Raw genomic sequence first — 22,802 nt, forward strand, 5'->3', positions numbered from 1 at the left:
CGGGGGCGGTATAGCGGGGGGTGCGGGGGCTGTCCAGAGGCAAAAGACAACTTTTCCGCACCCTCCCGATGCTTATTCTCCGACGTCCGCGAGGAGAGCGGCATTGCCCCCGGAAGCGGTGGTATCCACGCAGAGATGGCGTTCGATCAGCACGTGACCTGCGTCCGGTTCAGTGGTGATGAGGGGCAGGATCTGCCCCGCGCGCGCGGCGAGCGCCTTGGTATAGGCGCGCGCCTCTGTCGCATCGCCCCACCAGAGCACGCCGGAGAATCCGTTGATTCTGGCAAGCTCGTCAGGTGGCAGGTGCCCGCTGACCACAACCGCGCTTCCGCCCAGACGCTCCACCGCAGCCTTCTGATCCGCCCGGGCAGCATCGCCGGGGCCGAGGCACAAAACAGGCGCGCGCGCGCGGAGATCCAGCCGGTTCGACTCGCCCGTGGGACCGGGCATCAACCGTGTATCCTCTGCAGTATCGGCGGAGCGGGAGAGCGCGCGGCGGAGAGACGTGAGATCAGCATCCACGCTGTCGCGGGCGCCCGCCGCGGGAGCGGGGAGGTGTGTGAAGCGGACGAGGTAGTTCGGCCCGCCCGCCTTCGGGCCGGTGCCGGAAAGTCCCTCGCCGCCGAAAGGTTGCGATCCGACGACTGCACCGATCTGGTTGCGGTTGACGTATATGTTGCCCGCATGGATACGCTCCACCACCTCCTGCACCCGATCATCGATCCGGGTGTGCAGGCCGAAGGTCAGACCGTAACCGGTGGCATTGATCGCGTCGATCACCCTGTCGATCTCACCCGCTCGGAACGTGACGAGGTGCAGGATAGGGCCGAACACCTCCTCGCCGATATCGGCGATGGAGGACACACGGATCACGGCCGGCGCTATGAAATGGCCGGTTCCGGGGGCGGAGACATCTTTCAGCAGCCGACCTTCGCTGCGCGCCCGGGCGACATGGGCCGCGATGCCCGAGGCGGCTTCGGCGTCGATCACCGGGCCGACATCGGTGGCCAGCGTCCATGGGTTGCCGAGCGCAAGCTCATCCATCGCGCCGAAGAGCATATGCGTGACGCTGGGCGCGACATCCTCCTGCACGTAAAGACAGCGGAGCGCGGAGCAGCGCTGCCCGGCGGACTGGAAGGCGGAGGCCACGATGTCGCGGACGGCCTGCTCGGGGAGGGCGGTTGAATCCACGATCATCGCGTTCAGGCCACCGGTCTCCGCGATCAGCGGCGCGCCGGGGGAGAGATGTTCCGCCATTGCCCGACGAATGGCCAGCGCGGTGTCGGTGGAGCCGGTAAAGGCCACGCCGTCGATCCGCGGATCGGACGTGAGCCGCGCGCCCACCCCGCCGTCGCCCGGCAGCAGCTGCAGGGCCGTTGCGGGAACACCCGCCTTGAGCAGAAGCTCCACCGCAAGCGCGGCGATGAGCGGGGTCTGCTCTGCCGGCTTCGCGATCACCGCGTTTCCGGCGGCAAGCGCCGCGGCGATCTGGCCGGTGAAGATGGCGAGTGGGAAGTTCCACGGAGAGATGCAGGCGAAAGTGCCGCGGGCGGGATGGGGAAGGGCCGCCGCACCTTCGGCATAGTAGCGCAGGAAATCCGCGGCCTCCCGCAGTTCGGCGACCGCATCGGCCTGAGTCTTTCCGGCCTCCCGGGCGAGCAGGGCGAAGAGGCGGCCGAAATCGGCCTCGTAGAGATCGGCCGCGTGTTTCAGGACGGCGGCGCGGTCTTCGGCGGGGGTGTTCCATGGCCGGGCCGCATCGAGAGCCGCTTCCACCTGATCGGGCGTGGCGAACAGTGCGGTGCCGACCGCGTCGGCCGGATCGGCGGGGTTCACCACGGTGACGGGATCGCCGCCCTCCACCTCCCGGGCGAGGATCGGTGCGGCGCGGAACCGGGCGGCAAGGAACGGCGCGCGCGCGGCCTCGATCCGGGCAAGATCGCCCGCATCGGTCAGATCGAAACCGCGTGAATTGCCGCGGCTGGGCTCGAATATCCCGGCAGGGCGGCGGATCACCGGGTTGTGGGCATCGGCCAGATGCGCCTCCACCTCTGCAAATGGATCGGCGGCGACGGTTTCGGCGGGCACATCCTCATCGACGATCTGGTTCACGAAGGAGGAGTTCGCCCCGTTTTCCAGCAGGCGACGGACGAGATAAGCCAGCAGGTCGCGATGCGCCCCGACCGGAGCATAGATGCGGCAGCGGGTGCCCTCCCGCTCATGCACGATGTCGTGGAGCCGCTCTCCCATGCCGTGGAGGCGCTGGAACTCGAAGGCGTCGCGGTCCGTCGCCATGTCGAGGATGGCGGCGACGGTATGGGCGTTGTGGCCTGCGAACTGCGGATAAATCCGGTCCGTCATGCCGAGCAGCTTCCGCGCGTTGGCGATATAGCTCACATCGGTCGCGGCCTTGCGGGTAAAGACGGGGAAGCCGTCAAGCCCCAGAACCTGCGCGCGCTTGATCTCGCTGTCCCAGTAGGCGCCCTTCACCAGACGCACCATGATCCGGCGGTCGAGCCGGGTGGCAAGATCGTAGAGACGGTCGATCACCGGGCCGCACCGTTTGCCATAGGCCTGAACGACCACGCCGAACCCGTCCCAGCCTTTCAGCGCGGGGTCCGACAGAACCGCCTCGATCACGTCGAGGGAAAGGGTCAGCCGGTCCGCTTCCTCCGCATCGACGTTGAAGCCGAGGTTCGCCGCGCGGGCAAGCCCGGCCAGCGCTCGGACACGGGGCACCAGCTCCTCCATCACGCGCGTGTGCTTTGCCACTTCGTAGCGCGGATGCAGGGCGGAGAATTTCACAGAGATGCCGGGATTGGAACGGATGTCACTGCCCTTCGCGGCGGCGGCGATCGCCGTGATCGCGCGGGAATAGTCGAGGTGATAGCGGCGGGCGTCCGCCTCTGTCCGCGCGGCCTCTCCCAGCATGTCGTAGGAATAGGTGAAGCCCTTCGCCTCCATCCCTTCGGCGCGTTTCATCGCGGACTGGATCGTTTCGCCAAGGACGAACTGCCGCCCCATCTCCTTCATCGCGCGGGAGACGGCGCCACGGATCACCGGCTCCCCCAGGCGCCGCACCGCGGCCCGGAGGTGGCCCGCCACGCCCGGCTCCCGCTCATCCAGCACGCGCCCTGTCAGCATCAGCGCCCAGGTGGAGGCGTTGACGAGGCTGGAGGAGGATTTGCCCAAGTGTCTGCCCCAGTCGGACGGGGCGATCTTGTCTTCGATCAGCGCATCCATCGTTTCGGCGTCCGGCACACGCAGCAGCGCCTCCGCCAGACACATGAGCGAGATACCCTCATCGGTGGAAAGGCCGTATTCGGCCAGAAACACTTCCATCAGGCCGGGTTTCGCGCTCTCGCGGATCAGGCGGACCAGGTCCGCACCTCTGGCGGCGATGCGGGCGCGGTCCCCGGGCGACAGGCGCGCCTCTTCCACCAGCCGGGAGAGGAGGGGGCCTTCCTCTGCCAGCGTCAGGGATTCGATCTTCATCTGGAGGTCCATCACCGTGTCGCGCATCCGCTTTCTCCCGTTACTTTCCCATGATACACCCCTTTGAGAAGGCGGATTGCCTGCACTCAGCACAAGGACAGGCTGATGGACCGAAAAGTGGCCGCTCTCCGGTTCGATATGGAAAGTGACGATCTCGACCGTTTCGACCGTGCCATCCTGCGGTCCCTGTCGGTGGACGGGCGGCTGCCGGTGACGGAGCTTGCGCGCAAGGTGGGCCTTTCCAAGTCACCCGTGCAGGCGCGGGTGAAGCGGCTTGAGGAGGCGGGTTACATCAAGGGCTACCGCGCCGTGCTGGATCCGATCCGGCTCGGCCTTGCCCACGTCGCCTTTGTCGAGGTCCGGCTTTCGGACACGCGGGAGGCGGCCTTGCAGGCGTTCAACCGCGCGGTGCAGGCGATCCCGGAGGTGGAGGAGTGCCACATGATGGCTGCCTCATTCGACTACCTGCTCAAGGTGCGCACGGGTGATATCGCCGACTATCGCGCCGTGCTGGGGGAAAAGCTGTCCACCCTGCCGCATGTCGCCTCCACCTCGACCTTTGTCGCGATGGAGGCGGTGAAGGACGAATCGCCCGTGTTCAGTGGCGGGCCTTGAGCACCGTCTCGTTCCCCGCTTTCAGCAACAACGCCCCGTCGTTGGAAAAGTCGAAGTCCGTGACGCTCGCCAGCGCGTCAAGGAACTTGCGCTCCTGATCCATCAGGGCAGGCGCACAGGCCATCATCGTCGCGCCCGCCTGCTGGAAGCGCAGCGACTCCCCCGTCAGTTCGTAACCCGCGAAGTAGCCGTTGCAACCCGCGCGCCCCGAGACACGCCCGTTGGCGAAGGCAAGGGTGACGTGCGAACCGTCAATGATGCCGCTGCCGCCGATATCCTCCACCATCCAGTCCTGTCCGATGAGGAGCTCTTCGGGCGCGCCGCCGCAGCCTTTGAACTCACGCTCGTCGGCCATCAGCGTCACCTGGCGGGGATAGGGCATTCCGGTCATCGAGTCCCGGCAGAGCGCGTCGGCGATTGCCAGAACCACGCCCTTTCCGCCGGTGTAGCGCCGCCCCTGCGGCATCACCTCCGCCGCGGAAAGGCGTCCTGAGAGGCTGTCCCCGTCCTGCGGGGTGAAGGTGAAGCTGCCATCGGTCAGCGTGAGGCTCCAGCCCGGTTCATTGCCCCGTGCCACGAAATCGGCATTGGCGGTGCTGTCTATGTCGATATGACATTCGGGAAGCGCCGCACCGCCGATGCTCACGGTGACGGCCGGCCCCTTGCTCCAGACGAAGGTGCCCGGATTGTCCTCCGCCTCGTACTTCGCGCCAGAGGCGCTTCGAGCCTCACGAAGATCGTAGTAATCCGCGCCGACCCGCAGGCGCGCGCCGTCGTTTTTGAAGCCGATCTCCACCAGCCGGTCACCACAGCGATAGGTGGAGGCAAAGCCCATCGACAGGTGCTGATGCATCATGAGAGGAGGGACGGCCACCGGGCCGCTTCCCGTGGCAATCGGCGCGGGATCGGAAACCCACATCACCTCTCCCCCAAGCTGAACGGCGCCGCGCAGCACCAGCGGAATATCAGCCGGTCCCTTGATATCGAACGGGATCGGTACCTGCCGCCCTTCCGTCCCGATATCCCGTGCGGCGACGACCCGCCCCGTCTCATCGCGCAGCTCCAGGCTTGCGACTGCGCCGTCCGGCAGGGCGACCCGCTCCCGATAGGTGAGTTCTCCCGTCACGTTGCGCTGCTGGGCAAAGGCGGCCCCTCCCGCGATCACCGCGGCCAGGGTTGCGCAGGACAAAAGACGCATGGCGTCCCTCCTTCATGTGTTCCACAACGGAATATAGCGGGAGACGGCCGGAGGCAAAGCAGGCCTCGACCCCGGCCTGGCCGCGTGCGAGACTTCGCGGGTTGAGAACGGAGCTTTCGCCATGTCCGACCATATCCTTTCCGAACCCCGGCTCACCTCGCTTGCGCACGGAGGTGGTTGCGGCTGCAAGCTCGCTCCCTCTGTCCTGCGCGACCTGCTGGCCGAACAGCCGCTGACGCAGGTCTTCCCCCAGCTTCTGGTGGGCAATGAAGGTTCGGACGATGCGGCGGTGTGGCAGGTGGATGACAAAACCTGCGTGATCGCCACAACGGATTTTTTCATGCCGATGGTGGATGATCCGCGCGACTTCGGGCGTATCGCCGCAACGAACGCGATTTCCGACATCTATGCCATGGGTGGGAGGCCGATCATGGCGCTCGCCATTCTCGGTATGCCGATCGACAAGCTCTCCGTTGAAACCGTCCGGGCCATTCTTGCCGGAGGCGCCGAGATCTGTGCGGAGGCGGGCATTCCCGTCGCTGGCGGTCACTCCATCGACGCGCCGGAGCCGATCTACGGCCTTGCCGTCATCGGGCTGGCCACGCCCGAGGATATTCGTCGCAACGGCGGTGCGCGGGTCGGCGACAAGCTCATCCTCACGAAGGGGCTGGGTGTAGGCATCTATTCCGCCGCCATCAAGAAGGGCGTCCTTCCACCCGGTGGCTATGAGGAGATGATCGCGACGACGACGCTTCTCAATCGGATCGGGGGAGAGCTTTCCCGCGACCCGGTGGTGCATGCGATCACCGATGTTACCGGCTTCGGCATTCTGGGGCATGGGCTGGAGATGGCGAAGGGTGCGGGTCTGGCTCTAAGGCTCGGGATGGATGATCTGCCGTTCCTTTCCCATGCCGAAGCGCTGGCCGAAAGCGGGCTGGCGACCGGCGCATCGGCCCGGAACTGGGCGAGCTATGGGGGGGATGTGTTGTTGCCGGAGGGTGTGCCCGACTGGCGGGTGAAGCTTCTCACCGATCCGCAGACCTCGGGCGGGCTGCTGGTCGCCGTCGCGCCGGAGGCTGCAGAGGCAACGCTCGCCCACATCCGTGCCGCGGGCTATGACCGCGCGAGCCTTGTCGGCGAAGTGACGGATGGTCCGGTCCGCGTGGAAGTCGTCTGAACCAGTGATCCCCCCGCTCTTCCTGTACACAGGCGGGGCGGCACGCGGCCATGAGGCTGTGGCGTAGCGGGATGGGGGCCGTCCTGCACACCAGCGGAGCGGCATGCGCCCACATTGCTCATCGACAGGATGAGGCAGGCTCCGCGATCACGGGATCCGCCACGAAGGCACGGGTATTTTCCGGTAGATGGCTGGGGCGCCAGGATTCGAACCTGGGAATGGCGGTACCAAAAACCGCTGCCTTACCACTTGGCGACGCCCCAACTGCGGCGGTGTTTAGCGAAGGCCGCGGAGGGGTGCAAGACGGAAAATCGCTCTTTTTGCACCCCGCTGTCCTATGGCTTTGCACGGGCCGGCGGACGGGGCGGAACCCTGGGGAAAGGGGCATCTCGCAAGCAGCACGACGCGTCCCTTCGGCAAGGGGGTTGGAGCATTTTGCCGCAAGCCGGTTGCGGCAAGCGCGTGGCTGCGCTAGGTCTTCCGGGCAGCATTGAGAGCGGAAGAATGCCTTCGCATTCAGACACGGTTCCTCCCTCGGAGGACGACAGTCCCGGAGAGGGACCACGACGAAGGGGGCTAGCCCCCCTGTTTGCTTGTCCTGACATATCCGGTTTCCGCGAGAGAGTTCCGCCTGCCCTGAAGCGGGCAGGGGCCTATGCTGCACCGAACACTCCAACAGGATTTTCCTAATGTTCTTTGAATGGATGTCCGATCCGTCGGCCTGGGTGGGACTTGCCACGCTCGTCGTTCTGGAAATCGTTCTCGGCATCGACAACCTCGTCTTCATCGCCGTTCTCGCCGACAAGTTGCCGCCGCATCAGCGGGACAGGGCGCGGATCATCGGGCTTTCGCTCGCTCTGGTCATGCGGCTGGCCCTTCTGGCCTCCATCGCGTGGATCGTGACCCTGACCCAGCCGGTGTTTTCGCTGCTGGGGTTCAGCTTCTCCTGGCGTGACATCATTCTCATCGTTGGCGGCGTCTTTCTGCTGTTCAAGGGCACGATGGAACTGCATGAGCGGCTGGAAGGCCACATGGCGCACAAGGAACAGCGCGTGGCCCATGCGGTGTTCTGGCAGGTCATCGTGCAGATCATCGTGCTTGACGCCATCTTCTCGCTCGACAGCGTGATCACGGCGGTCGGCATGGTGCAGCATGTCTCCGTCATGATGATCGCCGTCGTCATCGCGGTGGGCGTGATGCTGCTGATGGCCAAGCCGCTGATGGCCTTCGTCTCGCGTCATCCGACGGTGGTGATCCTGTGCCTCGGCTTCCTCATGATGATCGGGTTCTCGCTCGTGGTGGAGGGCTTCGGCTATCACCTGCCGAAAGGGTATCTCTATGCCGCCATTGGTTTCTCGGTGATGGTCGAGGCGCTGAACCAGATCAGCCGTCGCAACCGGGAGCGGTCGCTCACCTCCGGCGACATGCGGGACAGGGCGGCGGAGGCCGTGCTGCGCATGCTGGGCGGGCGGTCGCGGTCATCGGGCGAACTGTCGGGCGACGCCGAGGTGATCGCCCAGCAGTCGAGCGAGGGGGGCCTGTTCGGCGCGGAGGAGCAGGAGATGATCCGGGGCGTGCTGACGCTGGCGGAGCGCCCCGCGACCTCCGTCATGACCCCGCGGACGGAGATCGACTGGCTTGACCTGAACATGCCCGTTGCGGCGCTTCAGGAGCAGATCCTGCGCGAAGGGCATTCGCGGTATCTGGTCGCGCGGGGGAGCATCGAGAACTTCGTCGGCGTGGCGCTCACCCGCGATCTGATGCGCGACGTGCTGGCGGAAGGGGCGATCAACCTCGACCGTTCGTTGAAACAGCCGCTGGTGCTGCATGAGAGCGTCGACGCGCTCCGCGTCATGGAGCAGCTCCGCAAGACGCCGGTGCAGATGGCGGTGATCGTGGACGAATTCGGCACGATCGAGGGTATCGCCACGCCAACCGACATCCTCGAAGCCATCGCCGGGGATTTCGCCGACGAGAACGACGACGAGACCACGATGGAGCGGCTCGACGACGGCTCCTATCTTGTCAGCGGCTGGGTGGATATCCGGCGGGCCTCCACCCTGCTGGAAACCGATCTGGAAGATGCGACCGAGCGGTATTCGACCCTCGCCGGCTACATCCTGTGGCAGCTCGGCCATCTGCCCGCCGTGGGCGAGCGGGTGAGCGCGGGCGCATTGGAGTTCGAGGTGACGGCCATGAACGGCCACGCCATCGACCGCGTGCGCGTCAGGCGCCTCGACGAGCCTCTTGCCGGGGGCGCCGAATGAGAAAAGGGGCGGCGGGTGATCCCGCCGCCCCTTTTCGTTGTGTTCCGCCGTGGTTCAGACGCGTTCGAGCGCCACGGCAATCCCCTGTCCGACACCGATGCACATCGTGGAAAGGGAACGTTTGCCACCGGTTTCTTGCAGTTCCAGCGCGGCAGTGCCGGTGATCCGCGCCCCGGACATGCCGAGCGGGTGGCCGAGCGCGATGGCGCCGCCATTGCGGTTCACGCGCTCATCGTCATCCGCGATGCCCAGATCGCGGAGCGTGGCAAGTCCCTGGCTCGCGAAGGCTTCGTTCAGTTCGATGACGTCGAAGTCCTTCTCTGTCAGGCCGAGCCGCGCCATGAGCTTCTTGGACGCCGGGGCCGGGCCGACACCCATGATCCGCGGCGGAACGCCCGCAACAGCCCCGCCCAGAACGCGGGCGATCGGCGTCAGCCCGTATTTCTTCACCGCCGCTTCGGAGGCGATGATGAGCGCCGCGGCGCCGTCGTTCACGCCCGACGCATTGCCCGCCGTCACCGTGCCGCCCTTGCGGAACGGTGTGCCGAGCTTGGCCAGCGCCTCCATCGTGGTGGCGCGGGGATGTTCGTCCTTGTCCACCACTTTCGGGTCACCCTTGCGCTGCGGAATGGTCACCGGGGTGATTTCCTTGGCCAGCCGGCCGTTTTCCTGCGCGGCGGCCGCCTTGGTCTGTGAGCGGAGGGCGAAGGCGTCCTGATCCTCACGGCTGACGTGAAAATCCTCCGCCACGTTCTCGCCCGTCTCGGGCATGGACTCGACGCCATACTGCGCCTTCATCAGCGGGTTGACGAAGCGCCAGCCGATGGTCGTGTCATAGATCTCGGCATTGCGGGAAAAGGCCGTGTCCGCCTTCGGCATCACGAACGGCGCGCGCGACATGGATTCAACGCCGCCCGCGATCATGATCTCGGCTTCGCCGGCCTTGATGCTGCGCGCTGCCATGATGACGGCATCCATGCCCGACCCGCAGAGCCGGTTGATCGTGGTGCCCGGCACGGCAACCGGCATGCCCGCCAGCAGCAGGGACATGCGTGCCACGTTGCGATTGTCCTCGCCCGCCTGATTGGCGGAGCCGTAGATCACATCGTCGATGGCTTCCCAGTCGATGCCCGCGTTCCGCTCCATAAGCGTCTTCATCGGGATCGCGCCCAGATCGTCGGCGCGGACCGGGGAAAGCGCTCCGCCGAAACGGCCGATAGGGGTGCGGATATAGTCGCAGATATAGGCTTCGGTCATTCTATCCTCCTCACAGCGCCGGAACGGTCAGATCGCCGACCGGCCCATCAATCACCAGCTTGGCGCCGGTCATTGCTTGCAGTTCATCCAAAGTCATCGCGGCCAGCTTCTCCCGCAGGATGAAATGGCCGTCCTTGATGTCCACCACCGCGTGACTGGTGTAAACGCGGGTGATGCAGGCCACGCCGGTCAGGGGGAAGGTGCAGCTCTCCACCAGCTTCGGCTCGCCCTTCTTGGTCACGTGTTCGGTGATGACACAGACCTGCTTCGCGCCGTGGACAAGATCCATCGCACCGCCGACGGCGGGAACGCCCTTGTCGCCCACCCGCCAGTTGGCAAGATCGCCGCTCTGCGCCACCTGAAGCGCGCCGAGGATCGCCACGTCCAGATGGCCGCCGCGAACCATTGCGAAGCTGTCCGCATGATGGAAGAACGACGCGCCCGGATTGAGCGTGATCGCCTTCTTGCCCGCGTTGATGAGATCCCAGTCCTCCTGTCCTTCGGGCGGGGCGGCGCCGAAGTCGAGAACACCGTTCTCGGTATGGAAGATCACCTTGCGTCCGGGGGGCTGGTAGCGTGCCACCATCTCTGGGAAGCCAATGCCCAGGTTAACATAGGCACCATCGCGGATGTCCTGCGCTGCGCGCCAGGCGATCTGGGCGTTGGAAAGCTTGATGTCGTCGCGAACGTTCACGGTCATTCCTGCGAAACTCCTGCGCGGATGAGCACCTCTTCCTGCTCGGGTTCGGCAACATGGACGATGCGGTCCACGAAGATGCCGGGGGTGATCACGTTCTCCGGGTCGATGCCGCCCGGTTCCACGATATGGCTTGCCTGCACAATGGTCGTGGCCGCGGCCGTGCACATGATGGGGGAGAAGTTACGGGCGGCCATGTTGTAGGTCAGGTTGCCCAGCGTATCGGCATCGCGGGCCTTGATGAGCGCGAAATCCGCCTTCAGCCAGCGTTCCTGCACATAGGGGCGTCCGTCGAATTCCTCGATTTTCTTGCCTTCGGCGAGCTCCGTCCCGTAGCCGGTCGGCGTGTAGAAGGCAGGGATACCCGCGCCGCCCGCCCGGATCCGTTCGGCCAGTGTGCCCTGCGGCACGAGTTCGAGTTCGATCTCACCCGCGAGGTAGCGATCCGTGAAGGCGCGGGGATCGCTGGATTTCGGGAAGGAGCAGATCATCTTGGCGACCATTCCCAGATCGATCATCGCGGCGATGCCGACGCGGCCGTTTCCGGCGTTGTTGTTGACGATCGTCAGATTCTTGGGGCTTCCGGTTTCCTTGAAGCGGGCGATCAGCGCCGCCATCAGCTCCAGCGGTGCGCCGGATCCACCGAAACCGCCGATCATCACTGTCGCGCCGTCACCGATCTCCGCCACGGCTTCCGCCGTGCTCGGGAGTGTCTTGTCCATGCGGGTCTCCTTCCTGCGGGCCGCGCGCTTCGGGGTCGGAACGGGTCCGGGCGGGCCTTCGCGCGCGACCCTATGCCCAGCTTTGCTCGACAGCAACAGATTTGTGCGCTATGCGATATTTGTTCGATTATCGCATTTGAGGGCCAGAAATGACCGATGCACGCGACCTGATGGGCGGCTTCGCCAAGGGCCTGCGGGTCATCGAAGCGTTTGCTGGAGTGCCGCGGCTCACCATCACCGAGGTGGCGGAGCGGGTCGATCTGGACAGGGCGACGGCGCGGCGCTGTCTCCTCACGCTCGTCGCGCTTGGCTACGCAGAGCATGACGGCAAGTTCTTCGCCCTCACCCCCAAGGTCGCGCGGCTTGGCCAGGCATGGTTGCAGGGGCTGCCGCTTGCCACGGTGATCCAGCCCAGGCTCGACAGGCTGTCGGCGGAAGTCGGGCAAAGCTCCTCCGTCTCCGTGCTGGACGGGGCGGAGATCGTTTACATCGCGCGTGCTGCCCAGCAACGGATCATGTCGATCAACCTGATGGCGGGTAGCCGTCTGCCGGCGTTCTGTTCCTCCATGGGCCGTGTTCTGCTGGCCGCGCTACCGGAAGGGCAGGCGGAGGCCCTGATCCGTACTGCCGACCGTCGTGCCTCTACCGCGCGCACACTGACCGATCCTGAGGTGCTGATGCAGGAACTCGCCCTCGTGCGCAGGCAAGGCTATGCGGTCATCGATCAGGAATTGGAAATCGGCCTTTGCTCCATTGCCGTGCCGGTTCTGAACGATCGGTCAGAGGTCATTGCCGCGCTGAACATCGGCGCACCGGCGGCGCAGGTTCCGGCGCTGGAAATGGCGGGGCGCTTCCTGCCTTCTCTGCGCATGGTGCAGGCCGCGCTGCGCCCCCTGCTTGCATAGGAAATCGTGCGCAGTTGCTCGCCACTGGAACGTTCTATTTGACTTAAGTCGGGGGCTTATTTCGGTTCCGCGTCTGTGGGCCTGTTTTTCGGGGCACAGGTTGCGGGAACGGGCGCTGATCACGGTTGGCCCACGTGGCGTTGCGGGTCCTGCCCCCCGTCGAGGAAACGGCTTGTGCAGAGGATCGTGTCCCTCACATTCGCCATTGAACGGGAACCACGGTGAGACTGCCTGGCTGCAGGCCGAATCGTCGGCAAAAGCTTCGGGACATGAGGGGCGCGGCCCACGGCCTAGGCTCCGCTTTCTGAAAGGGAGAGCCGCGCCTGCCGCAAGTCCGATCCGGCGCACTCCCAACGCGCGAGGACCGTTCGCTCCTGAACGAATATTTCAGTCCCCGGATTTCCGTTTCTTTTTGAGGGGCGACCGTGCAGTATCCCCTTCGGGAGACTTTTGGGGAGGATGACTTGAATTTATTGAACTTGTTCATGAGCCAGCTTGCCGATCCGTTCCGGATCGGGCTGCTCATCGCGCTGACATTCACTATTGCGAATACGCGGGCGACCACGGGGGTGCTCGTGCCATCGCTTGCCGGGATCGCCTTCGTCGCGGCGCTGATCCCGATGACGCTCCATCAGGGGCAACCGTTCATGGCCGCCTTCGCGACAGGGCTGGTCGCGAATGCCTTGATCCTTGGTGTGGTCATGGCGCTACGCGGAGTCGCACTGCGCATGATCCGGGGGTAGGAAAAGGGGCCGGGCAACCGGCCCCCTTCCGATAAAAGCCGGCCTTTTCCGATCAGATCGTCTGGTCGTAATCGCCGACCGAGGGTTCGGTGCGGATCACGTTGTCCAGATCCTTGAAGATCGCGCGGAGCTGGTCATCGCTTTCCGGGCTTTCGACCACGACGACGAGGTTCGGGGTGTTTGAGGACGCCCGCACCAGGCCCCAGCCGCCGTTCTCAAGGATGACGCGGGCACCGTTTACGGTCACCACTTCCTTGATCTTCACGCCGCCGAGGGAGCCGCCTTCCTCCCCGCGTTTCACCAGCTTCTCCACGATCCGGCCCAGCACCTGATACTTCTCCGTATCCGGGCAGGCGGGCGACATGGTGGGCGAAGAGAAGGTCTTGGGCAGCGCCTTCTTCAGGTCGGAGAATTTGGCGCCCGGATTGCGGTCCATGAGCTTGCAGATCTCCACCGCGACGCGCATCCCGTCGTCGTAGCCGCGCCCGATCGGTTCGGCGAGGAAGTAGTGACCCGACTTCTCGAACCCCGCGAGAGCGCCCAGTTCCTTGACCCGGCGCTTCATGTAGCTGTGGCCGGTCTTCCAGTAATCGGCCTTCGCGCCCGCCGCGATCAGGTCAGGGTCGGAGGCAAAGAGGCCGGTGGATTTCACATCGGCCACGAAGGTCGCGCCGGGATAGAGCTTCACGAGATCGCGTGCCATGATGACGCCCACCTTGTCGGCGAAGATCTCTTCGCCCTCGTCGTCCACGACGCCGCAGCGGTCCCCGTCGCCATCGAAGCCGAGCGCCATGTCCGCGCCCGATGCCTTCACGGCATGAGCCATGTCATGGAGCATCTCCATGTCTTCGGGGTTCGGGTTGTAGTTCGGGAAGGTGTAGTCAAGCTCGTTATGCAGCGGCACGACCTCAACCCCCATGCGCTTGAGCACTTCGGGCGCAAAGGCGGAGGCGGTGCCGTTGCCGGTGGCGCAGACGATCTTCAATGGGCGGGAGATGCGGAAGTCACCGACCAGGTCGTCCAGATACGCCTCCTTCACACCATCGACGAATTCGTAGCGGCCACCTTCGCGAGTCTCGCCCTCACCGTTCAGCACGATGTTCTTCAGCTCCGCCATCTCGTCCGGGCCGTGGGTGAGCGGGCGCTCGAAACCCATCTTCACGCCGGTCCAGCCGTTCGGGTTGTGAGAGGCCGTGACCATCGCCACCGCGGGCGCATCGAGGTAGAACTGGCTGAAGTAGGCCATGGGAGACAACGCTGGCCCGATGTCCTTCACATGGATGCCCGCCTGCATGAGGCCGAGGATCAGCGCATTCTTGATGGCGAGCGAATAGTCGCGATAGTCGTTGCCGACAGCGATCACCGGCTCGATCCCGCGTTTCCACATCTGCGTGCCAAGGCCCAGACCCAGCGCCGTCATGCCGGGCAGGTTGATTTCCTGCGGATACTTCCACCGCGCGTCATATTCGCGGAATCCCGTGGGGGCGATCATCGGATCGCGCAAGAATTCCCACGTGTTGGGCTTGGAGACAGGCAACGGTTTCATACGGAACTCTCGTTTGGGGGTCAGATGCGGATCGGGTCGGCTTTGGCAAGCATATCGAACGCCTTGAGACTTTCCAGAAGCGCGGGCATGCGATCAAGCCGGATCATGTTCGGACCGTCGGATGGCGCGTTGTCGGGGTCCTGGTGCGTCTCAATGAACACGCCCGCGATTCCGAGGGAGATGGCCGCCCGCGCCATCACAGGGGCAAATTCTCGCTGGCCGCCGGAAGCGGTGCCGAGGCCGCCCGGCTGCTGGATGGAATGGGTGGCATCCATGATGACCGGATATTCCGTCCGCACCATCTGGGGCAGGGATCGCATGTCCGTCACCAGCGTATTGTAGCCGAAGGTGGTGCCCCGCTCCGTCAGCAGAATACGGTCATTTCCGGTCGAGGCGACCTTCTCGGCGACATTCGGCATGTCCCACGGGGCGAGGAACTGCCCCTTCTTGATGTTCACGGCAGCTCCCGTCCGTCCGGCGGCGAGCAGCAGATCGGTCTGCCGGCTGAGAAAGGCGGGGATCTGGATCACGTCCACCACCGCGGCCACATCCTCACATTGCCAACTTTCATGGACATCGGTCAGCACGGGCAGGCCGAAGATCTGCTTCACACCGGCCAGAATGTTCAGTCCAGCTTCCATCCCCACGCCGCGCCTGCCGGTGAGGGAGGAGCGGTTCGCCTTGTCGAAACTGGACTTGAAGATCAGCCCGATACCCAGACCGTCGCAGATCTCCTTCAGCCGCCCGGCGATCATCTGGGCATGATCTGCCGTCTCCAGTTGGCAGGGGCCGCCGATAAGGACCATGGGAAGGTCGTTGCCGACCTCAACCTCTCCGATGCTAAACATTGTCACTCCGGCGTCTCCGTAACGCTGAATTCTGTTGACGCCAAAATAGGTAAGATCACGCGGAGCGCCAGTCCGGGTCGACCGGCATCACGGCGGCAATCCGCTCGTCCCGCTCTTCCGCTGGTGCGAGTCTCATCCGCAAGGCATCTTCCGTCTCTGCTTCGCCGAGGGGCCGCCGCGCCTGCATCATCACATTCTCCGCAGCATTTGCCGCGATCTCACCGACCGCCCACGGCGCGAGTGGGCCGAGCGCTTCCCCGGAGCGGGTGCGAAACCGTCTTACCCGAATACTCATTCCTGAAATCACCTGTCCAAACAAGGGTATGGTGGCTTGTGTACCATCTGGATGCAACATTTTCGTGCAACCCGGATTTTGGCCCTCTGCCCTCGCCTGCATATCCGACCTGCCGCGTTATCCCGCGCGGTATGTCATGAACTTCCTACCATCTGGTAAACGCAACGATTGTCGACACGTGTCCCGATGCCTACCTAGTATTGCATGTCGATCTTGCCACCCGAAACCGCGCCGAAGCTTGTCCGGCGGATCGAATCCTGCCGGTTGTGCGCGGAGGATTTCGCACGCACCGCGACCGCCCACAAGCCGCGTCCGGTGGTCTGGTTCCGGCCGGGCGCGCGGATCCTCATTGCCGGTCAGGCGCCAGGACTGCGTGTGCATGAGGCGGGGCGGCCGTTCTGGGATGCGTCCGGCAGGCGGCTCCGGGAGTGGCTGGGCATGTCGGAGGAGGAATTCTACGATCTCTCACGTGTCGCCGTAGTGCCGATGGCCTTCTGCTTTCCCGGCTATGACGCCAAGGGCGGCGACCTGCCGCCTCCGCCGCGCTGCGCGGCCGCGTGGCACGATCAGGTGACGGAGGCTCTGGGCGAGATGCCACTCCTTCTGCCGGTCGGTGGCCATGCCCACCGCTGGCATCTGGGCGCGAAAGGCGGCGTGACGGAGACCGTCGCGGGCTGGCGCGCCCATGCGCCGCGCGTCTTTCCCTTGCCTCATCCCTCCTGGCGCAATACCGGGTGGCTGAAACGGAACCCGTGGTTCGCGACGGACCTGCTTCCCGTGCTCCGGGCGCGGGTGCGGGAGGTGCTGGATGGAAGCTGAAGGAGCGGCGATGCAGAAGACGGCGATCGATCTGGCGCATGAGGCGATGGAGGCCCGTCCCGAGGACGATGCGCTTCGGCTTGCCTTCTATGAGCGCGTGGCCGATTCGGAACTTTACGTGCTCCTGGAGGAGGAGACCGAGGATAATACCGTCCGTCCCCGCATTTTCCCGCTTGAGGACGGCGCGATGATCGCGGCCTTTGATCGGGAGGACCGGCTGGCCGCCTTTGCGGAGGGGGTTGCCCCCTATGTCGCCCTGCCCGGGCGCGTGGTCGCGGGCATGCTGGCGGGGGAGGGGCTGGGGATGGCGCTGAACCTTGGCGCCGCCTCCGGCTTTCTGATGCCGGCCGATGCGGTCCGCTGGCTGGCGGAGACGCTCGAGCGGGAGGCGGAGGAGCTGGAGGCGCGGCCGGAGGAAATCCTGCCGCCGCGTGGTCTGCCGGAAAGCTTTGTCGCTGCGCTGGATACCAAGCTGGCATTGGCTGCGGGGCTTGCGAGGTCCGCCTATCTGGTCGGTGTGCGCTACGCGGACGGGCGGCCAAGCCACATGCTGGCCTTCATGGCCGCAGCGCCCGGTGCGACGCAGGCCCTGGTTCGCGCAACCCATGAGGCGCTGGCCTTTTCGGGGATAGAGGCGGGCGCGCTGGATGTGGCCTTCTTCGACCTTTCCGACCCGATCGCGGCGCGTCTTGCCCGCGTGGGCCTGCGCTTCGATCTTCCCGAAGCCACCCCCGTTCAGGTGGAGACGACGCCGCTTCCGCCCGGTATGGACCCTCTGAAGCCGCCGCGGCTGCGCTGACCTCAGGCGATCCGCAAGTTTTCCTTTCCGCTCCGCGGCATGGTGGATAGGCTGGGGCCAGGGGCTGAAGGGGACAGGCATGACTGGCAGGATCATCACCGTCGCACAGCAAAAGGGCGGCAGTGGCAAGACCACCATTGCAGCCAACCTCGCCGTCGCGCTGACGGCGAAGGGGAATTCCGTGGCGCTGATAGACACCGATCCGCAGGGTAGCCTTGGCCGCTGGTTCATGACGCGGCGGGAGCGGCTTGGTGACGCGGGGCTGGAATTCTCGACGGCCTCCGCATGGGGCGTGTCCTATGAGTGCGACAAGCTGCGCAGGATGGCGGATTACGTCATCATCGATACCCCGCCAAAAGTGGATTCCGACCTTCGCCCCGCGCTGCGGGAGGCGGATCTGGTCCTCGTGCCGGTGGCGTCCTCGCATGTCGATCTTTGGGCGACGGAAGGGGTGCTCGATCTGGCGGAACGGGTGAAGCGGACAGCGGTGCTGGTGCTGAACCGCACGAAACCCGGGACGCGCCTCGCGGTGGAGGTAGCCGAAGCCGCCCGCTCCCTGAACGCCGATCTGGCAGGCGCGACGCTGGGCAACCGGGTGGTCTATGCCGAGACGCTGGGACAGGGGCTTTCAGCGCTGGAAGGCGCGCGGAGCAGCCCCGCCGCGCAGGAGATCGCCGCTCTCCGCAGGGAGATTGAGGAGCGGCTCGGGACCTGAGCGGGTGGAAAGCGACCGTTCCTGTGACCCCAGTCCAGTTCCGGGGTTGCCTGCCAGGCTGCTGGAAAGCCTCCTAACAGGCCGCTGAAAAACGCCGGTTTCAACGCTGATCGGCGAACATGGTTTACCTGCACGACGGCATAGGTGGAGGCGGCATGCGTGGCTCCGACGAGGCGACGGGATCGCTGTTCAGCTACGTCGATCTCGAGGAGCGCGTCCCGGCACGGCATCCGCTGCACAAGCTCCAGGCCGTCGTCAACGATGCGCTGCGCTCCCCGGATGCCGAGTTGCTAAGTGTTATGCCTATGTGCCGGAAATCGGAAACCCGGTGCGGAAGCGCCCGGAACTATATGGATTTCCGTCTGCTGGATTTCGTCACACTGCGAACGGTTCCGCTCCAACAGACGCCAGAAAGCCCTTTTCGGCAGCCTGTTACGCCTCACGGAAAACGCGGAATGGTTCTTCTGCAGCCTGCTAGGCCTTCATGCGCGACTGGCTTGTTTCTCTACTGCCAAGGTTCAGGCGGTAGCTGACCGCCTCTGCCACATGCGCCTCCCGCACGGTCTCGGAACCCGCCAAATCGGCGATGGTGCGGGCCACGCGCAGCACGCGGTGGTAGCCGCGGGCGGAAAGCCCGAACCGCTCCGCCACGCGATTGAGAAGCGTTTTGCCGGAACTGTCCGGCGTTGCGATCTCCTCCAGCAGACGGCCCTCCGCATCGGCATTGGAGCGGATGCCTGTTTTTCCTTCGTAGCGCTGGGCCTGTAGTGCCCGCGCCGCTGCGACGCGGGCGGCCACCATACCGGAACTTTCGCCCGCTTCCTGCCGGTCGAGGTCGCCATAGGCGACGGGCGGGACATCCACACGGAGGTCGAACCTGTCCATCAGCGGGCCGGAAATGCGCGACAGATAATCCGACCCGCAATCGGGCGCCTTGGCGCAGGCCCGCGCAGGCTCGGCAAGGAAGCCGCATCGGCAGGGGTTTGCGGCGGCGACCAGCAGGAACCGGCAGGGGTAGCGGCTGTGGGCATTGGCGCGTGAGACGACGATCTCCCCGGTCTCCAGGGGCTGGCGGAGCGTTTCCAGCACGGCGCGGGGAAATTCGGGAAACTCGTCCAGAAACAGCACGCCGTTATGGGCGAGCGAGACCTCCCCCGGCGCGGCAGTGCGCCCGCCGCCCACGATCGCGGCCATGGAGGCGGTGTGGTGGGGCTCCCGGAAAGGGCGGCTTCTGGACAGCCCTCCCTCCCGGATCAGGCCCGAAAGCGAGTGTATCATGGAGGTCTCCAGCGCCTCGGCCGGAGAGAGCGGCGGCATGAGGGCGGGAAGCCGCGCGGCCAGCATGGACTTCCCCGATCCGGGAGAGCCGATGAGCAGGAGGTGATGCCGGCCCGCGGCGGCGATTTCCAGCGCCCGCTTCGCCCGTTCCTGTCCCTTGACATCGGCCAGATCCCGGCTGCTCGCTGGAGTCACGATCTCACCCGGTTCGGCCGGCGGAAGGGGCTGTTGACCGGTATAATGCCGCACCAACTCCAGGAGCGAACGGGGTGCGATCACCTGCGCCGCTTCCACCCAGGCGGCCTCGCGCCCGCAATCCTTCGGGCAAACGAGACCAAGGTTTTCCACTGCCGCCGCCATTGCCGCAGGCAGCGCGCCGCTCACCGCCTGCAGTCGGCCGTCAAGCGACAGTTCGCCGATGAACACCGCGCCCTCCACCAGGTCCTTCGGCACGATATCAAGGGCGGCGAGCAGGGCAATGGCGATGGGCAGATCGAAATGCGAGCCGATCTTTGGCAGGTCGGCGGGCGAGAGGTTGATGGTGATGCGGCGGCTGGGCAGGGCGATGGACATGGCCGCAAGCGCCGCACGCACGCGCTCCCGCGCCTCCGAAACCGCCTTGTCCGGCAGACCGACGATGGAGAACGCGGGCAGCCCGGCAGAAAGGGCGCATTGCACCTCCACGATCCGTGCCTCCACCCCTTCGAAAGCGACGGTATAGGCACGGGCCGTCATCGGGACACCTTCCTGCTGATTACGGCCCGACCTTGCCCCGAAGCGGTTTACAAATGGTTAATGCGGCCCGCACGTCAGGCCGAAAAGCGGTGGAACGGATGCGCGATCAGCCCTGCCTCCTGCTCCTCCGACAGTCGCTCGCGCGGCAGCAGATAGGTGTGGATGGAAAAGACCACCGCTCTGGTCACGGGAAGGCGGAGAATGCACTGCCTTTCCGCGCGCACATAGCTTTCCGGCCCCGGCGCGGACCGGGGGGCGTATTCGGGACGGGGGTGATGCAGAAGCGCCGATCCGTAGGAAAGCGCATTCACCCGCCAGAGCGGCTGTTCGGGCCGCACCGCGTCGAACAGCCGCTGCACCCGCTTGGCCACGTCCGCGTCATAGCGTGGGACAGGCGTGTGGATGGAGAGCAACCCGCGCCCGAACTTTTCCCGCAGCGTCCAGCTTGCAGGAAAGCAGAGCACCGCACCCAGCAGTGCGTGTTCCCCGCCGCCGGGATTGTCGAGCAGGCAGAGGTCGCATTGCACGAGCCGCCCCGCCGTGGCGAGCGGATCACGCCGGTCGATTGCCACCTCGACGCCGTCAGGGCGACGAACCGTCTCCGCTTCCACGACGTAACCCGGCTGGACCGAGATCTCCGACAGCACACGCTCCAGCAACTCCTCCGCCGCGGGCCGCGTGTTTTCCGCCAGCGCCAGAACGTCCTCCCGCCGCGTGGCGATCAGCCTGTCGCGAAGGGCCATCTGTCCGGTGAAAGCCTCGTCCACACGGAGCCAGTCGCCGGGCGCGAGGGGCTGGATGCCGGGAAGACGGCGGGTCTTTTCATCCATCCATGCGGCGATGGGGAGGGCATCATGGAAAACGGGAGGCAGGGAGGGCGTGTCGGTCATGGACGATGCAAACCTGGCTGAAGGCTGGAGCTGAAGACTCCGGGCGGGAGCTGCGATGCGCCATACTGGCGCAGGATCGGGGCGTCTCAAAGCGGCTTTCGCAGAGGCGGCGCTTGCCGAACCGGCCGTCAGGGCCTAAACGGCCCCCGTCAGCCGTGCCGGATGCGCGGCGCCCCCGTTCCGATCCGAGCCATTTTCCAAGCTGCCCGAGGAGCCGCCATGATCCCCCGCTATTCCCGCCCCGAAATGGTGGCCATCTGGTCGCCCGAAACCAAATTCCGCATCTGGTACGAGATCGAGGCCCACGCCTCCGACGCGCAGGCCGAGATCGGTGTCATCCCGAAGGAAAACGCGGAAGCGGTCTGGAAGGCCAGGGACGTGGAGTTCGACGTGGCCCGGATCGACGAGATCGAGGCCGTCACCAAGCATGACGTCATCGCCTTCCTCACCCACCTGGCCGAACATATCGGCGCGGAGCAGGCGCGGTTCGTGCATCAGGGGATGACCTCCTCGGACGTGCTGGACACGACGCTGAACGTGCAGCTCGTGCGCGCGGCGGACATTCTGCTGGCGGATATGGACAAGCTGCTGGCCGCGCTGAAGAAACGCGCGTTCGAGACCAAGGACATGGTGCGCATCGGCCGCAGCCACGGCATCCACGCGGAACCGACCACGATGGGCCTGACCTTCGCCCGCTTCTATGCGGAAATGGCGCGGGGGCGGGACCGGCTGGTGGCGGCACGGGAGGAAGTGCGCACCGGCGCCATCTCCGGCGCGGTCGGCACCTTCGCCAATATCGACCCGCGGGTGGAGGAATATGTCTGCGAGAAGATGGGGCTGAAGCCCGAGCCCATCTCCACGCAGGTCATTCCCCGTGACCGGCACGCGATGTTCTTTGCCACGCTAGGCGTGATCGCCTCGTCGATGGAGAATATCGCCATCGAAATCCGCCACATGCAGCGGACCGAGGTGCTGGAGGCTGAGGAATATTTCTCCCCCGGGCAGAAAGGCTCCTCTGCCATGCCGCACAAGCGCAACCCCGTGCTGACGGAGAACCTGACAGGCCTGGCGCGGCTCGTGCGGTCTGCCGTGACGCCTGCCATGGAGAATGTGGCGCTCTGGCATGAGCGCGACATTTCGCATTCCTCAGTGGAGCGGGGCATCGCGCCCGATGCGACAGTGACGCTGGATTTTGCGCTGAACCGGCTTGCGGGCGTCGTGGAAAAGCTGGTTGTCTACCCGGAGAACATGCTCAGGAACATGAACAAGTTCAAAGGGCTGGTCATGTCGCAGCGGGTGCTGCTGGCGCTGACGCAGGCAGGCGTGAGCCGGGAGGACGCCTATCGTCTCGTCCAGCGGAACGCGATGAAGGTCTGGGAGCAGGGTGCGGATTTCAAGACGGAACTGCTGGCCGACCCAGAGGTGACCACGGCCCTCTCGCCCGCCGAGATCGAGGAGAAGTTCGACCTCGGTTATCACACCAAACACGTTGACACGATCTTCCGCAGGGTGTTCGGCGAGGCGTGATGCCGTTCGGCCAGGGTCGATTGCATATTGCAACGAATCACCTTTGACCGGACCCTTGCGTCTTCCACCACAAAAGGGAGACGGAGATGAAGACGAAACTGCTTCCTGCCACTGCCCTTGCGCTTATCGCAGCGCTGGGGCCGGGGATCGCTGCCGCTGCCTGCGGGGCGAAACATGTCTCGGCGCAGAATTGCGTGACCGGTCAGGTCTGGGATGACGCGGCCAGCCGCTGCGTGACGCCTGCCGGGTGATCCTTTCGCTGACCGCGCGATAC

At 65.4% G+C, this 22,802-nt stretch carries 20 protein-coding genes, 1 tRNA gene and 1 pseudogene; 11 read left to right on the forward strand and 11 right to left on the reverse strand.

Features of this window, described 5'->3' with window-relative positions:
* Positions 1 to 72: 72 nt before the first annotated feature.
* A complete protein-coding gene (gene putA, locus CG51_RS07895; protein WP_233141281.1) occupies positions 73 to 3,522 on the reverse strand; it encodes a bifunctional proline dehydrogenase/L-glutamate gamma-semialdehyde dehydrogenase PutA in 3,450 nt (1,149 codons plus the stop codon).
* A gap of 78 nt (positions 3,523 to 3,600) precedes the next feature.
* On the opposite strand from putA, the gene CG51_RS07900 reads away from it, so the two are divergent.
* Positions 3,601 to 4,110, forward strand: coding sequence for an Lrp/AsnC family transcriptional regulator (locus CG51_RS07900; RefSeq protein ID WP_035743699.1), 510 nt, complete (start codon positions 3,601 to 3,603; stop codon positions 4,108 to 4,110).
* On the opposite strand, the gene CG51_RS19105 is transcribed toward CG51_RS07900, so the two are convergent.
* Complete coding sequence (locus CG51_RS19105; protein ID WP_051930239.1) at positions 4,094 to 5,308, reverse strand: META domain-containing protein; 1,215 nt, start codon at positions 5,306 to 5,308, stop codon at positions 4,094 to 4,096. The two genes, CG51_RS07900 and CG51_RS19105, sit on opposite strands and share 17 nt — an antisense overlap.
* A gap of 121 nt (positions 5,309 to 5,429) precedes the next feature.
* Here CG51_RS19105 and selD point away from each other — a divergent pair, with 121 nt between their 5' ends.
* Positions 5,430 to 6,485, forward strand: coding sequence for a selenide, water dikinase SelD (gene selD, locus CG51_RS07910; RefSeq protein WP_035743701.1), 1,056 nt, complete (start codon positions 5,430 to 5,432; stop codon positions 6,483 to 6,485).
* A 188-nt stretch (positions 6,486 to 6,673) separates the two neighbouring features.
* Here selD and CG51_RS07915 read toward each other — a convergent pair.
* Positions 6,674 to 6,748 (reverse strand) — tRNA-Gln (locus CG51_RS07915).
* Positions 6,749 to 7,174: 426 nt separating this feature from the next.
* On the opposite strand from CG51_RS07915, the gene CG51_RS07920 reads away from it, so the two are divergent.
* Entirely contained in the window at positions 7,175 to 8,752 is a 1,578-nt protein-coding gene (locus CG51_RS07920; protein WP_035743703.1) for a TerC family protein, read from the forward strand.
* A gap of 54 nt (positions 8,753 to 8,806) precedes the next feature.
* Here CG51_RS07920 and pcaF read toward each other — a convergent pair whose 3' ends face one another.
* From pcaF to CG51_RS07935, 3 genes are read right to left on the reverse strand one after another with little or no spacing between them, the layout of a single operon-like run.
* Positions 8,807 to 10,009 (reverse strand): 3-oxoadipyl-CoA thiolase, encoded by a 1,203-nt coding sequence (pcaF, locus tag CG51_RS07925; protein WP_035743705.1) that lies wholly within the window; start codon positions 10,007 to 10,009, stop codon positions 8,807 to 8,809.
* A 10-nt stretch (positions 10,010 to 10,019) separates the two neighbouring features.
* Positions 10,020 to 10,709 (reverse strand): 3-oxoacid CoA-transferase subunit B, encoded by a 690-nt coding sequence (locus CG51_RS07930; protein WP_035743706.1) that lies wholly within the window; start codon positions 10,707 to 10,709, stop codon positions 10,020 to 10,022.
* On the reverse strand, positions 10,706 to 11,428 hold the full coding sequence (locus CG51_RS07935) for a 3-oxoacid CoA-transferase subunit A (protein WP_035743707.1): 723 nt from the start codon (positions 11,426 to 11,428) through the stop codon (positions 10,706 to 10,708). Before CG51_RS07935 ends, CG51_RS07930 begins: the two co-directional genes overlap by 4 nt.
* Before the next feature lie 149 nt (positions 11,429 to 11,577).
* On the opposite strand from CG51_RS07935, the gene CG51_RS07940 reads away from it, so the two are divergent.
* Entirely contained in the window at positions 11,578 to 12,333 is a 756-nt protein-coding gene (locus tag CG51_RS07940; protein ID WP_035743708.1) for an IclR family transcriptional regulator domain-containing protein, read from the forward strand.
* A 464-nt stretch (positions 12,334 to 12,797) separates the two neighbouring features.
* The gene (locus CG51_RS07945; protein WP_143412915.1) at positions 12,798 to 13,076 is read left to right on the forward strand and encodes a hypothetical protein; all 279 of its coding nucleotides are present in this window, start codon (positions 12,798 to 12,800) and stop codon (positions 13,074 to 13,076) included.
* A gap of 52 nt (positions 13,077 to 13,128) precedes the next feature.
* Here CG51_RS07945 and CG51_RS07950 read toward each other — a convergent pair whose 3' ends face one another.
* Genes CG51_RS07950 through CG51_RS19990 form a run of 3 tightly spaced genes read right to left on the reverse strand, consistent with a single transcriptional unit; the run spans position 13,129 to position 15,765 of the window.
* Positions 13,129 to 14,622, reverse strand: a complete 1,494-nt coding sequence (locus CG51_RS07950; protein ID WP_035743712.1) for a phosphomannomutase/phosphoglucomutase — start codon at positions 14,620 to 14,622, stop codon at positions 13,129 to 13,131.
* Between the two features lie 20 nt (positions 14,623 to 14,642).
* Entirely contained in the window at positions 14,643 to 15,470 is an 828-nt protein-coding gene (gene kdsA, locus CG51_RS07955) for a 3-deoxy-8-phosphooctulonate synthase (RefSeq protein WP_035743714.1), read from the reverse strand.
* A 55-nt stretch (positions 15,471 to 15,525) separates the two neighbouring features.
* Positions 15,526 to 15,765, reverse strand: a complete 240-nt coding sequence (locus CG51_RS19990; RefSeq protein WP_143412916.1) for a hypothetical protein — start codon at positions 15,763 to 15,765, stop codon at positions 15,526 to 15,528.
* A 213-nt stretch (positions 15,766 to 15,978) separates the two neighbouring features.
* On the opposite strand from CG51_RS19990, the gene CG51_RS07960 reads away from it, so the two are divergent.
* The 4 genes and pseudogenes from CG51_RS07960 to CG51_RS19995 form a co-directional block, all read left to right on the forward strand.
* Complete coding sequence (locus CG51_RS07960; protein ID WP_416171660.1) at positions 15,979 to 16,584, forward strand: uracil-DNA glycosylase family protein; 606 nt, start codon at positions 15,979 to 15,981, stop codon at positions 16,582 to 16,584.
* Positions 16,585 to 16,594: 10 nt separating this feature from the next.
* Positions 16,595 to 17,383, forward strand: a complete 789-nt coding sequence (locus CG51_RS07965) for an SseB family protein (RefSeq protein WP_035743793.1) — start codon at positions 16,595 to 16,597, stop codon at positions 17,381 to 17,383.
* Between the two features lie 79 nt (positions 17,384 to 17,462).
* The gene (parA, locus tag CG51_RS07970) at positions 17,463 to 18,098 is read left to right on the forward strand and encodes a ParA family partition ATPase (RefSeq protein WP_035743717.1); all 636 of its coding nucleotides are present in this window, start codon (positions 17,463 to 17,465) and stop codon (positions 18,096 to 18,098) included.
* Between the two features lie 155 nt (positions 18,099 to 18,253).
* Positions 18,254 to 18,385 (forward strand): annotated as a pseudogene (locus tag CG51_RS19995) (IS5/IS1182 family transposase); the annotation flags it as partial.
* A gap of 187 nt (positions 18,386 to 18,572) precedes the next feature.
* Here CG51_RS19995 and CG51_RS07975 read toward each other — a convergent pair.
* Positions 18,573 to 20,111: a YifB family Mg chelatase-like AAA ATPase gene (locus tag CG51_RS07975; protein WP_035743718.1), complete on the reverse strand. Its 1,539-nt coding sequence runs from the start codon at positions 20,109 to 20,111 to the stop codon at positions 18,573 to 18,575.
* Between the two features lie 74 nt (positions 20,112 to 20,185).
* The gene (locus CG51_RS07980) at positions 20,186 to 21,001 is read right to left on the reverse strand and encodes a heme-dependent oxidative N-demethylase family protein (protein ID WP_084695096.1); all 816 of its coding nucleotides are present in this window, start codon (positions 20,999 to 21,001) and stop codon (positions 20,186 to 20,188) included.
* 219 nt (positions 21,002 to 21,220) lie between these two features.
* Here CG51_RS07980 and purB point away from each other — a divergent pair, with 219 nt between their 5' ends.
* Together purB and CG51_RS20000 are read left to right on the forward strand one after the other, a co-directional pair.
* Positions 21,221 to 22,528, forward strand: coding sequence for an adenylosuccinate lyase (gene purB, locus CG51_RS07985; protein WP_035743719.1), 1,308 nt, complete (start codon positions 21,221 to 21,223; stop codon positions 22,526 to 22,528).
* Between the two features lie 86 nt (positions 22,529 to 22,614).
* Positions 22,615 to 22,779, forward strand: a complete 165-nt coding sequence (locus CG51_RS20000; RefSeq protein ID WP_156961335.1) for a hypothetical protein — start codon at positions 22,615 to 22,617, stop codon at positions 22,777 to 22,779.
* The last annotated feature ends 23 nt before the right edge of the window (positions 22,780 to 22,802 follow it).

It is taken from the genome of Haematobacter missouriensis, assembly GCF_000740775.1.
Lineage (GTDB): Bacteria > Pseudomonadota > Alphaproteobacteria > Rhodobacterales > Rhodobacteraceae > Haematobacter > Haematobacter missouriensis.

Bases quoted from the DNA above. Each gene is read 5' to 3' on its own strand.
- kdsA (WP_035743714.1), bottom strand. From the start codon at position 15,470: ATGTTTAGCATCGGAGAGGTTGAGGTCGGCAACGACCTTCCCATGGTC.
- putA (WP_233141281.1), bottom strand. From the start codon at position 3,522: ATGCGCGACACGGTGATGGACCTCCAGATGAAGATCGAATCCCTGACG.
- CG51_RS07950 (WP_035743712.1), bottom strand. From the start codon at position 14,622: ATGAAACCGTTGCCTGTCTCCAAGCCCAACACGTGGGAATTCTTGCGC.
- CG51_RS07900 (WP_035743699.1), top strand. From the start codon at position 3,601: ATGGACCGAAAAGTGGCCGCTCTCCGGTTCGATATGGAAAGTGACGAT.
- CG51_RS07980 (WP_084695096.1), bottom strand. From the start codon at position 21,001: ATGACCGACACGCCCTCCCTGCCTCCCGTTTTCCATGATGCCCTCCCC.
- CG51_RS19105 (WP_051930239.1), bottom strand. From the start codon at position 5,308: ATGCGTCTTTTGTCCTGCGCAACCCTGGCCGCGGTGATCGCGGGAGGG.
- CG51_RS07975 (WP_035743718.1), bottom strand. From the start codon at position 20,111: ATGACGGCCCGTGCCTATACCGTCGCTTTCGAAGGGGTGGAGGCACGG.
- CG51_RS07965 (WP_035743793.1), top strand. From the start codon at position 16,595: ATGCAGAAGACGGCGATCGATCTGGCGCATGAGGCGATGGAGGCCCGT.
- CG51_RS07920 (WP_035743703.1), top strand. From the start codon at position 7,175: ATGTTCTTTGAATGGATGTCCGATCCGTCGGCCTGGGTGGGACTTGCC.
- CG51_RS19990 (WP_143412916.1), bottom strand. From the start codon at position 15,765: ATGAGTATTCGGGTAAGACGGTTTCGCACCCGCTCCGGGGAAGCGCTC.
- parA (WP_035743717.1), top strand. From the start codon at position 17,463: ATGACTGGCAGGATCATCACCGTCGCACAGCAAAAGGGCGGCAGTGGC.
- pcaF (WP_035743705.1), bottom strand. From the start codon at position 10,009: ATGACCGAAGCCTATATCTGCGACTATATCCGCACCCCTATCGGCCGT.
- CG51_RS07935 (WP_035743707.1), bottom strand. From the start codon at position 11,428: ATGGACAAGACACTCCCGAGCACGGCGGAAGCCGTGGCGGAGATCGGT.
- CG51_RS20000 (WP_156961335.1), top strand. From the start codon at position 22,615: ATGAAGACGAAACTGCTTCCTGCCACTGCCCTTGCGCTTATCGCAGCG.
- CG51_RS07940 (WP_035743708.1), top strand. From the start codon at position 11,578: ATGACCGATGCACGCGACCTGATGGGCGGCTTCGCCAAGGGCCTGCGG.
- CG51_RS07930 (WP_035743706.1), bottom strand. From the start codon at position 10,709: ATGACCGTGAACGTTCGCGACGACATCAAGCTTTCCAACGCCCAGATC.
- selD (WP_035743701.1), top strand. From the start codon at position 5,430: ATGTCCGACCATATCCTTTCCGAACCCCGGCTCACCTCGCTTGCGCAC.
- purB (WP_035743719.1), top strand. From the start codon at position 21,221: ATGATCCCCCGCTATTCCCGCCCCGAAATGGTGGCCATCTGGTCGCCC.